The organism is Saccharopolyspora antibiotica (genome assembly GCF_047200635.1).
Lineage (GTDB): Bacteria > Actinomycetota > Actinomycetes > Mycobacteriales > Pseudonocardiaceae > Saccharopolyspora_C.
This window is the reverse complement of sequence record NZ_JBJZOI010000027.1, coordinates 59,685-69,936: the sequence shown is the minus strand read 5'-3', so window position 1 is coordinate 69,936 and position 10,252 is coordinate 59,685. Positions and strand designations below refer to the sequence as shown.

10 protein-coding genes are annotated in these 10,252 nt (G+C 72.6%); 6 read left to right on the top strand and 4 right to left on the bottom strand.

Annotated features, from left to right (window positions below; translation table 11 throughout):
- Nucleotides 1–347: 347 nt before the first annotated feature.
- The 4 genes from ACL03H_RS20980 to ACL03H_RS20965 all read left to right on the top strand — a co-directional run bounded on the left by ACL03H_RS20980 (nucleotide 348) and on the right by ACL03H_RS20965 (nucleotide 3,613).
- Nucleotides 348–1,736 (top strand): amino acid permease, encoded by a 1,389-nt coding sequence (locus ACL03H_RS20980; protein ID WP_412812999.1) that lies wholly within the window; start codon nucleotides 348–350, stop codon nucleotides 1,734–1,736.
- A gap of 124 nt (nucleotides 1,737–1,860) precedes the next feature.
- Nucleotides 1,861–2,394, top strand: a complete 534-nt coding sequence (locus tag ACL03H_RS20975; protein ID WP_412812998.1) for a hypothetical protein — start codon at nucleotides 1,861–1,863, stop codon at nucleotides 2,392–2,394.
- Between the two features lie 34 nt (nucleotides 2,395–2,428).
- Complete coding sequence (locus ACL03H_RS20970; protein ID WP_412812997.1) at nucleotides 2,429–3,025, top strand: TetR/AcrR family transcriptional regulator; 597 nt, start codon at nucleotides 2,429–2,431, stop codon at nucleotides 3,023–3,025.
- Between the two features lie 24 nt (nucleotides 3,026–3,049).
- Nucleotides 3,050–3,613 carry a hypothetical protein gene (locus ACL03H_RS20965; protein ID WP_412812996.1) on the top strand — a complete coding sequence of 188 codons (564 nt, stop codon included), beginning with the start codon at nucleotides 3,050–3,052 and terminating at the stop codon, nucleotides 3,611–3,613.
- Nucleotides 3,614–3,787: 174 nt separating this feature from the next.
- Here ACL03H_RS20965 and ACL03H_RS20960 read toward each other — a convergent pair whose 3' ends face one another.
- The 3 genes from ACL03H_RS20960 to ACL03H_RS20950 all read right to left on the bottom strand — a co-directional run bounded on the left by ACL03H_RS20960 (nucleotide 3,788) and on the right by ACL03H_RS20950 (nucleotide 6,849).
- Nucleotides 3,788–4,462, bottom strand: a complete 675-nt coding sequence (locus tag ACL03H_RS20960; protein WP_412812995.1) for a DedA family protein — start codon at nucleotides 4,460–4,462, stop codon at nucleotides 3,788–3,790.
- 199 nt (nucleotides 4,463–4,661) lie between these two features.
- Nucleotides 4,662–6,227 (bottom strand): D-alanyl-D-alanine carboxypeptidase/D-alanyl-D-alanine endopeptidase, encoded by a 1,566-nt coding sequence (dacB, locus tag ACL03H_RS20955; RefSeq protein WP_412812994.1) that lies wholly within the window; start codon nucleotides 6,225–6,227, stop codon nucleotides 4,662–4,664.
- A gap of 85 nt (nucleotides 6,228–6,312) precedes the next feature.
- Entirely contained in the window at nucleotides 6,313–6,849 is a 537-nt protein-coding gene (locus ACL03H_RS20950) for a MarR family winged helix-turn-helix transcriptional regulator (protein ID WP_412812993.1), read from the bottom strand.
- A gap of 163 nt (nucleotides 6,850–7,012) precedes the next feature.
- Between ACL03H_RS20950 and ACL03H_RS20945 the strand changes: the two genes are divergently transcribed.
- Both ACL03H_RS20945 and ACL03H_RS20940 read left to right on the top strand, forming a co-directional pair.
- Nucleotides 7,013–8,308 (top strand): FAD-dependent oxidoreductase, encoded by a 1,296-nt coding sequence (locus ACL03H_RS20945; RefSeq protein WP_412812992.1) that lies wholly within the window; start codon nucleotides 7,013–7,015, stop codon nucleotides 8,306–8,308.
- A gap of 118 nt (nucleotides 8,309–8,426) precedes the next feature.
- A complete protein-coding gene (locus ACL03H_RS20940) occupies nucleotides 8,427–9,095 on the top strand; it encodes an SDR family oxidoreductase (RefSeq protein ID WP_412812991.1) in 669 nt (222 codons plus the stop codon).
- Between the two features lie 142 nt (nucleotides 9,096–9,237).
- Here the strand turns inward: ACL03H_RS20940 and tesB are convergent, their stop codons facing one another.
- Entirely contained in the window at nucleotides 9,238–10,176 is a 939-nt protein-coding gene (tesB, locus tag ACL03H_RS20935) for an acyl-CoA thioesterase II (protein WP_412812990.1), read from the bottom strand.
- Nucleotides 10,177–10,252 lie beyond the last annotated feature (76 nt).

Sequence of the window (10,252 nt, the reverse complement as noted above, 5' to 3'; positions counted from 1 at the left end):
ACACACCTCCACCACCGCGTCGACACCCTCGCAACCAAATTCCCCCTCTACCCCGACCTGTGAGAGGGTGTCGCGAGGATCAATTCTCGCGACGCGCGAGGAACACGCGAACGCCGCATTCCCGAGGGAATGCGGCGTTCGCCGTTCCCGACATACCACCGATCGACCTACCAGCAGATTTGATCTGGTCATCATCGCAGGCCACACGACCGAAAAGCACGTTCTGCACCAGATCGCCACCGTTGCCCACTCGCGATCACGAAACCGATCCTGACGAGAAGACCGGAACAGAACGTGGCACAGTACCGTTCCGCACGTTCCCCTCTTCCCTTCGCAGGAGCACGACCATGACCGAGCCCGCACCCGGGGAATACCGCAAGGAACTGAGCAACCGGCACATCAACATGATCGCCATCGGCGGGGCGATCGGCGTGGGCCTGTTCCTCGGGTCCGGCAAAGCGCTGAACCAGGTCGGCCCCGGGCTGATGCTCATCTACGCCATCGCCGGTTCGATGATCTTCTTCGTGATGCGGGCGCTCGGCGAGCTGCTGATGCACCGCCCCGTCAGCGGCTCCTTCGCCGAGTACGCGGGCGAGTTCATCGCCCCGTGGGCGAAGTTCGCGACCGGCTGGGGCTACTGGGTGGTGTGGATCGTGACCGGCATGGCCGAGATCACCGCCGTGGGCGAGTACTTCCAGTTCTGGTTCCCCGGCCTGCCGCAGTGGATCCCCGCCCTGGGAGCGCTCGTCGTGCTCAGCGGGGTCAACCTCATCGCGGTGAAGCTGTTCGGCGAGTTCGAGTTCTGGTTCGCCCTGATCAAGGTCGTCGCGATCGTCTCGATGATCGTGCTCGTGGTGCTGATCCTGATCTTCGGCTTCAGCGACGCGGGCGCCACCGCCTCGGTCACCAACATCTGGTCGCACGGCGGTTTCTTCCCCAACGGCCCCACCTCCGCGCTGCTCGCGTTCCAGATCGTCATGTTCGCCTTCATCGGCGTCGAGATGGTGGGGCAGACCGCCAGCGAGAGCAAGAACCCCCAGCAGGTGCTGCCGAAGGCGATCAACGCCGTGATGTGGCGGATCCTGATCTTCTACGTGGGCGCGCTGGCCGCTCTCACCGCGCTGGTGCCGTGGACCCGCTTCAGCACCGAGGGCAGCCCCTTCGTGCAGGCGTTCGCGCTCATCGGCATCCCCGCCGCGGCCGGGATCATCAACTTCGTGGTGATCACCGCCGCGCTCTCCTCCTGCAACAGCGGCATCTTCTCCACCGGCCGCATGCTGCGAACGCTCTCCGAGGACGGGCACGCGCCGAACGCGGTGGGCAGGCTCTCCTCCCGGGCCGTGCCCTCCCGGGCCATCGCGGTCACCTTCGTCGCGATGCTGCTGGGCGTGGCGCTGAACTACCTCGCCCCGGAGCAGGCGTTCACCTACATCACCAGCGCCAGCACGGTCGGCGCCCTGTTCACCTGGGGCATGATCGTCATCGCGCACCTCGGGTTCCGCCGCGAGGTCGCGCGCGGTGCGATCCGGGCGAACACCTTCCGGATGCCCTGGGCGCCGTACTCCAACTACGTGGTGCTCGCGTTCCTCGCCGTGGTCGTGGTCCTGCTCGGCTTCGACGAGGACACCCGCATCGCGCTGTACATGACCCCGCCGCTGGTCATCGCCCTGGCGATCGGTTACGTCACGTCCCGGCGCAAGAACGCGGCGCCGAGCGAGGACACCGCCCGGCTCTGAGTCGCACCCGCGCGGGAAGGCCGCGCCGGGAACTCCGGTGCGGCCCTCCTGCGTCGAACGACCGAGACCGGTTCCGCCGGACGCGGGGTTCACCACCCCCGCTGTCCGGTGCAAGATCGGCCTCATGCACCCGGCCTCCCGCGTGCTGGTGATCAGCCGGAGCGCGCAGCAAGAACGCAGCATCCAGCGGGACGGACTGCTCGTGGTGCTCGTCCAGATCGCCAACGCCGCAGCCTGCACCGGCGCCGCGGTGCTGTGGTGGTCCTGGGCCGACGACGCCTCCCGGTGGCTCGTGCTCGTCCCCGTCGTCGCCGTGCTCTGCAGCTGCTACGCGACCCGCGCGCAGCTGCGCTGGCGGCGGATCAACCGGGAGATGCTGCACCTGCAGCTCGCGCTGACCGACCTCGGCGTCACCTACGCCTCCGCCGCGGGCACCTACTCCGCGCCCTGGTCCTCGGTCCGGCAGGTGCGGTTGCGCACCCACCGCTCGGGCTCGCCCTACGTGGTGATCGACGTCGACGACTGGGGCGGGCCGCTCGGCGAGTGCGCCGGGACCGACCGGCTCGCCCTCACGCTCGCGGGAACCGGGCTGCGGCCCCGCGAGGTGAGTCGCGCGGTGCACCAGCTCAGCGGCGGCCGGGTCACCACCCGAAACTGACCCGAACTAGTACAGCTGTGTTAGTTTGCTGGGCGTGTCGCGGACGGTGGATCGGGAACAGCGGCGACGGGTGATCGTCGACGCGGTCTGGCGCATCCTCGACCGCGGCGGCCTCGACGAGGCCTCCGTCCGCAAGGTCGCCGCAGAGGCGGGGCTCGCCACCGGCTCCGTGCGCCACTTCTTCGACACCCAGGCGCAGCTGCACGAGTTCGCGCTCCGCTCCCTGTCCGAACGGGTCGGCGAGCGCGTGCGACGCGCGGCCGGGGAGCCCGACCCGCGCCGCCGCGCGCTGGCGATGCTCGGCGAACTCCTGCCGTTGCGCGAGGACACCGCCCGCGAGCTGGGCATCTGGCTGGAGTTCGTGCACCGGTCGCGCTTCGCCCCGGCGCTGGCCGCCGCGGTGGCCGATCAAGCGCTGGAGGTGCGCGGCTTCCTCCGCGAGGTCGTCGACGGGCTGGTCGACCTCGGGCAGCTGCCCGCCGACACCGATCCCGATCGGGCGGCCGCCGGGCTCAACGCCTTCGTCGACGGCCTCACCTTCGAACTCCTCACCGCGCCCGCGCTGCTCACGCGCGAGGAGGCGGGCGCGCTGCTGGAGTCCTACCTGTTCGACCGCCCGCTGGGCGGTTGAGCCCCACCTGCCGAGGAGAGCGCCGTGGTCGCCGCCATTCTCACCGCCGAAGCCGCGTTCTGGGCGCTGCTGGTCGCCGGCCTGCTCGCGCGCTACGCGGCGCGGCGCCCCGCGCTGAGCACCTGGCTGCTGCGCGGCGTGCCCGCGGTCGACGTCCTGCTGGTCGCGCTCGTCGTCCTCGACCTAGCCGCCGGTGCCGAGCCGACCCGCGCGCACGCCCTCGCCGCCGTGTACCTCGGCTGCACGGTCGCCTTCGGCCGCGCCACGATCGCCTGGGCGGACGTCCGGTTCCGCCGCCACTTCCGGGGCGTTCCGGCTCCGGCACCACCCGCGCCCGGCTCGCGGGCGGCGGTCCGCGCGCTCTGGCTGGAGTGGCTGCGCGTCGTGCTCGCCGGAGCCATCGCCGCCCCGCTGCTGCTGGCGCTGATCGCGATCGACGGCTTCGCCGTCCCGGCGACCGCCGAGGAAGTCGCCCAGCACCCGTGCTGGAGCACGCTGGCCCTGCTCGGCATCGTCATCGCGGTGTGGTTCCTCGCCGGACCCGCCTTCGCCGGTACCGGCCGCTCCGAGCGCGAGACGGCGCGCTGACCGGGCCCGGAGCGCGGCGCTCCGGGGCGTTGCCGCACCTCGCGGGCGGGAAGCCCGGTGTCCGCCTCGCGCGCCGCCGGATCGGTCTCGTCCTCGAACGGCCGCACGGCGACGAGCACCCCTTCGCGCCGTTCCCGCGCCCCCTCTGCGGCGACCGCCTCGACCGGCGCCGCCTCAGGCCGCCCGCTGCTGGGCCGGTTCCTCCGCCTGCTCGGCAGCGGGAGCGGCGTCCTCGGCCGCCCGGCGGGAACGCCGCCGCCACAGCCAGAACCCGATCCCCGCCAGCACGAGCACGCCCAGCACGATGCCGCTCGCGCGGCCGAGCAGGTGCTCGACGTACTTCGCCGAGGTCCCGGCGGCCCAGCCGATGCCCACGTGCAGCATCGACCACGCCGTCGCCCCGACCACCGAGGTCGCCAGGAAGCGCCAGTAGCCCAGACCGCTGGTGCCCGCCGAGACCGGGACCAGGGTGCGCACCACCGGCAGGAACCGCGCGACGAACACCGCCCCGATGCCGTACCTGCGCAACATCCGGCACGCCCGGTCCCAGTGGCGAACACCGAGCTTCGCGACCATTCGCGTCTCCCGGACCCGCGCACCATATCGACGTCCCAGGAAAAAACCGATGTTGTCACCGATCACCGCGCACAACGCCACGGTCAGCGACAAGACGAAGAAAAAGCCGATATCGGTCACGGCCGCCGAAGCGACCAGGAGACCGCTCTCACCCGGGACCAGGAAACCCAGGCCGATCGTGCACTCCCCCAGCACCAGAGCACCGGTGACCAGGATCAGCAGCGGACGCGGGAGCCCGCCGATCATGGCCAGGAAATCGCTGACGAAGGACACGTGGAACTCCCCAGTACCAGGATGCGCGGGCGAGACGACCAACGATTGCCACGTTAGCCGACACGACCCTACGGCAACTCAGGCGAGACCCGGAGCACCCCCGGTGACCTCCCCGAGATCAAATCGGAGAATCCCTCAGGGCCGATCGCGGATGCGCACTCCGCGGTTATCGGGCGCGAATCCGGCAATGATCGCCGGATCAGCACGACTTTGTCCACGAGCACTCCGCGCCCGATTCCGGGCCCGTTCCGGGGCCGCCACCCGCGGGCGCGGCGGGCGCCTGGCGCGCGTGCTCCGCCGGGCCCGGGTACTCGGCCAGCCGCACCGCGATCGCGTCCTCGAGATCGTTCGGGGCCTCGCCGAGGAAGTCGTTGAAGACCACCGCGAACACCAGCGGCCGACCGTCCGCCGCCGTCACGTACCCGGCCAGCGAGGTCACCCCGCTCAGCGATCCCGTCTTCGCCCGCACCTCGCCCGCCGCCGGGGTGCCGACCATCCGGTTCCGCAGCGTGCCGCCGACCATCCGGTCGGGCTCGCCCGCCACCGGCAGCGCGTCCCGCAGGTCCGCGAACCACGGCTGCCGCCGCACCACCTCCAGCAACCGCGCCAGATCCGCCGGGGACACCGCGTCCATCGCGGACAGGCCCGAGCCGTCCACCAGCCGCAGCGCGGCCGGGTCCACGCCCAGATCCGCCAGGCGTTCGGTGAGCACGTCCAGCCCGGCCGGCCAGGACCCCTCACCTCGGGCGTGCCGACCCATCTCCTTGACCAGCACCTCGGCGTGGCCGTTGTTGCTCAGCTTCAGGAACGGCACCAGCAGCTCGCGCAGCGGCATCGACTCCCGCTCGGCCAGGGTCCGCGCGCCCGGTGGGACCGCGCCGGACCCGGTTCCGCCCACGGTCACCCCGTGCGCGCGCAGCGCGCGGGCGAACACGTCGGCCGCGTAGGCGCTCGGGTCCCGGACCGAGGTGAACTCCTCCACCACCCCCGCGTCCGCCGGCAGCGAACCGGACACGACCACCCGGTCACCGCCGTGCTCCCGGGTCACGGCCAGGGTCGCCGCAGACCCGGGCTCGCCGGTGGTGGCCCGCACGTCCAGGTCGACCGCGTCCGTCGCGGGCTGCGGTCGCACCCGCACCGGCAGTCCCGGAGCCGCCGGGGACACGCGCAGCAGGACGGTGCCCGCGTCGTAGTCCTCGGTGGGCGCGACCGTCAGCGCCGAGACCGGGGCGGAGTAGTAGTAGGGCTCGTCGTCCCAGGCCCAGCCGGTGCCCAGCGGAACCCCGTCGAACCAGGTGTCGTCGGTGAGCAACCGGCCCCGCACCGCGCGCACGCCGGAGGCCGCCACCCGCTCCGCGAGCCGGTCGTAGTCGGCGGCGAGCATCGTGGGATCGCCCGCCCCGCGCAGGTGCAGGTCGCCGAGCAGCAGCGGACCCGCCTGCGGCCCGGCCGCGCGCACCTCGGTGCGGAACCGGTGCTCGGGACCGAGCTCCGCCAGCGCCGCGGCGGCGGTGAGCAACTTCGCGGTGGAGGCGGGAGTCGCCCGCTGCGCCGGCCGCCTGCTGTAGAGCACCTCGCCGCTGTCCGGGTCGCGCACGACGACCCCGGCGTGCGATCCGGCCAGGCGCGGATCGGCGAGGATCTCGTCCAGGTCGGCCCGCAGCGCGTCGGCCCGGGTCGGTGCCGCGACGACCGGCGCGGAGGCCACCGGTGCCGCGACGACGCCGAGGAGGATCAGGACCAGGACCGGAACCCAGCGACGCATCGCGCCCCCTCGTGGCGGGAAGGAGACTTCCGGGCGTCGAGCACGCCCGTGCCCAGGGGGAACCTAAACAACCGTCCGTGGCCGGTCAACGCCCGGACGGCGGAAGCGGCTCGCCCCTTCCGGTCGGCTCCGCCGCGGCGGCGGTCGGACCCGCTTCCCCGCGGGCGGCGTCGTCGGAGCTGAAGCCGCGCATGGCGTCGCGCATCCCGTGCAGGAAGCGGTGGATCACGTCGAGCTCGGCCCGGTCGAAACCGGCGAGCACCGCACGCCCCCGCTCGGCCAGCGCGCCGAAGTACTCCCCGGCCACCACCTGCGCGGAGTCCGTCGGGCGCAGCCGCACCTGCCTGCGGTCGGCGCTCTCCCGGCTGCGGCGCACGTGCTGCTTGGCCTCCAGCCGGTCGACGATCGCGGTGACGGCGCCGGAGGTCAGCACCAGGTCCTGACGCAACGCCCGCGGTGTCGCGGGGATCCCCCGGCGCTCCGCTTCCATGATCAGCACGAGCGCGCGCATGTCCGTCGGGTGCAGCCCGTTGCGGGCGGCGAACGCCTGGGAGATCCGCTCGCCCTCGACTCCCTGCTGGTGCAGCAGCTCCAGGACCTGCTGCTCGATCGATCCGGTCACCGGACTCCTCCGCGCCTGTTCCGCTCCGGATGGAGAGCATAACAACCGGCCACTCTCTCAATAGTTGACACACTCCACGATCGTCATTACCTTGAATTCCGGCGGACTGCTGGCCACCCGGCCGCGCACGGCCCCGCCGCCCGAGACTCGACATCGTCCCCCGATGCCGGGCGACGACCGAGGAGAGCAGGTGGGCACCGTGGCGGGACCGAACCGGCCGCACTGCGCGATCGCAGGCGGCGGACCAGGCGGGGTGCTGCTCGCCTACTTGATGGCACGCGCGGGACTGCGGGTCACGCTGCTGGAGTCCCGGCCGGACTTCCGCCGCGACTTCCGCGGCGACTCGCTGCACCCCTACACGCTGGAGCTGCTGGACCTGCTCGGACTGGCCGAACCGCTGCTGCGCCTCGAGCACAGCCGGGCCACCCGGTTCCGCTTCCACACCAGCGCGGGGACCGTCACGACCGCCGACTACGGCCGGCTCCCCGGCCCGTTCCCCTACGTCGCGCTGATGCCGCAGTGGCGATTCCTGGACTTCCTCGCGGACCAGGCGACGGTCTTCCCCGGGTTCCGGCTGCTGCTGGGCTCGAAGGTGACCGGACTGGTCGAGGAGGACGGCCGGATCCAGGGGGTGCGCTACCGGGACGAGACGGGCGAGCACCGGCTCGACGCGGACCTGGTGATCGGCGCGGACGGCCGCTTCTCCCGGATGCGCCGACTCGCCGATCTGCCCGCCCGCTCGCTGGGAGCCAGCTCGGACATCCTCTGGTTCCGGCTCCCGCGCCGCGCCGGAGACCCGCCCACCGCCGACGCCGACCTCTACTTCGGTCCGGGCCACTACGTCTCCACCCTGGGCCAGGACGACAGCTGGCAGGTCGGCTACACGGTGCCGAAGGGCGGCTACCCGGACGCGAAGCGGGCCGGAGTGGGACCGATCCGCGACTTCCTCACCGCGCGGGTGCCGTGGTTGGCGGACCGGGTCGAGGATCTCGCGGACTTCGACCAGATCACACTGCTGTCCGTGGAGATCTCCCGCGTGCAGCGGTGGCACCGGCCAGGGCTGCTGCTGCTCGGCGACGCCGCGCACGTGATCTCACCGGTGGGCGGCAACGGGATCCTGATGGCGATCCAGGACGCGGTCACCGCCGCGAACGTCCTCATCCCGGTGCTCCGCGAGGACCGCGCTCCGGACGAGACCGCGCTGGCCGAGGTCCAACGCCGCCGCGAGCCCGCGATCGAACAGGTGCAGCAGGCCCAGGTCCGGACCGAGCACCGGGTAGCCGGGGTCATCGCCGAAGGCGGCGACTTCCGCCCCGGCCTGCTGCTGCGGACCGCGCTGCGGATCCCCGCGGTGCGCCGCCGGGCCGCCCGCTCCAACGCCTACGGACCCGTGCCGCCCCGGCTCGACCTCGCGCTGCTGGACCCGGCAGCAGATCACTCGCCCGGTGGGACGACCTGAGCCCCCGCGACCTCGACGTCCCGCGCGGGGGCCGGTCGGCAGGACCAGCGGCCCGCCACCGCCGGGACGCGGGCGGTACCGCCCCTCTCCATTTCGCAACCAAGCAGTGAAGGAGCCGATGACGATGCTGGTGACCGTGCTCGGTGCCACCGGGAAGACCGGTGCGCTGATCGTGGGTGAACTGCTCGGGCGAGGCGCGACCGTGCGCGGCGCGGTGCGCCGCCCGGCCGCGCTGGAGGAGGTGCGGGCGCGGGGTGCCGACGCGGTGCTCGCCGACCTGCGCGCGGAGACCGAGGAGCTGGCCGAGGCACTCGCCGGATCGGACGTCGTGATCAACGCGGCGGCCGCCAGCGACCCGCAGCCGGGACTCGCCGAGGCCGTGGACCGGGACGGCGCCATCAACGCCGTGCGGGCGGCGCAGAAGGCCGGCATCACCCGGTTCGTCCAGGTGTCCTCGCTGTTCGCGGACCGCCCGGACGAGGGCCCCGAATTCCTGCACCGGGTGCTGCGGGCGAAGCAGATCTCCGATCAGGCGCTCGTCGAGTCCGGGATGGGATGGACGATCCTGCGCCCCGGTGGCCTCACCGACGACCCCGGGACCGGGCTGGTCCGGCTCGCGAACCGGCTCGACATCGCACCGGGGACACCGCGCACCGTTCCCCGCGCGGACGTCGCGGCCGTCGCCGCGGCGGCCCTCGACGAGCCGTCCAGCTTGGACCGGGCGTTCGACCTGACCAGCGGCGACACCCCGATCGCCGACGCGCTGGCCGCCCCGGCCGGAGCATGAGCGCGGCACAGCACGTGACGGGTGTTCACCACCGCTCCCGGCCGACACGGCGGGGCCGCGTCGAGCTGCGCGCCACCTGACCACTCGTGAAAGGGGGCCTCCCGCGCCAAGCGGGAGGCCCCCTTTCACGAGCGGACGCCGGTCAGTCCAAGACCCGGAGCAGGCCTTCCTGAACGACAGTGGCCACCAGGGTGCCGTCCTGGGCGAAGAACCGGCCGGTCGCCAGGCCGCGCGCACCCGAAGCGCTCGGCGAGGCGCAGTCGTAGAGCAACCACTCGTCGGCGCGGAACGGGCGGTGGAACCACATCGCGTGGTCCAGGCTGGCGCCGGAGACCTTGTCCATCATCCAGTAGACGCCGTGGCGCACCAGCACCGAATCCAGCAAGGTCAGGTCGGAGGCGAACGCGGCCATGCACACGTGCAGCAGCTCGTCGTCGGGCAAGGTGCCGTCCGCGCGCATCCACACCTGGCTGCGCGCCGCCCGGTCCTCGGACTTGACCCACGGTGGAGGGGTCACGTAGCGGACGTCGATCGGCCGGGGCTGATAGGCCTGCCCGCCCAGTTCCGCCAGCAGGCCGCCCACCTGCTCGCCGTAGGTCGGCAAGGACTCCGGGTCCGGGACGTCCGGCATCGGCTCGGCGTGGTCGATGCCCTCCTCCACCAGCTGGAAGGAGGCCGACAACGAGAAGATCGGCTTGCCGCGCTGCACCGCAACCACCCGGCGGGTCGTGAACGACCGGCCGTCCCGGGTGCGGTCCACCTCGTAGACGATCGGGACGCTGGGATCACCGGGTCGGATGAAGTAGGCGTGCAGCGAGTGCACCGGCCGGTCCTCCGGCACCGTGCGCCCGGCGGCGACGAGCGCCTGCCCGGCGACCTGGCCGCCGAAGACCCGCACCGGTGACTCGGCGGGGCTGACCCCGCGGAAGATGTTCTCCTCGATCCGCTCCAGGTCCAGCAGCGCGATCAACCGGTCCAGCACCGGCTGCCCGTGCGGCACGCCGTTGACGTCCACCGGAACCGAGCTGTCGATGTGCTGGCCAGCCGGATCGGCGGCCGCGGCCCGTGCCGCTTCGGTCACTTCTGCTCCTCATGCGAGATCGAGGGGTGCGCGGGACGGGAAGCGCCGCTGGTTCCCGCCCGCGGCCGTTCGACGT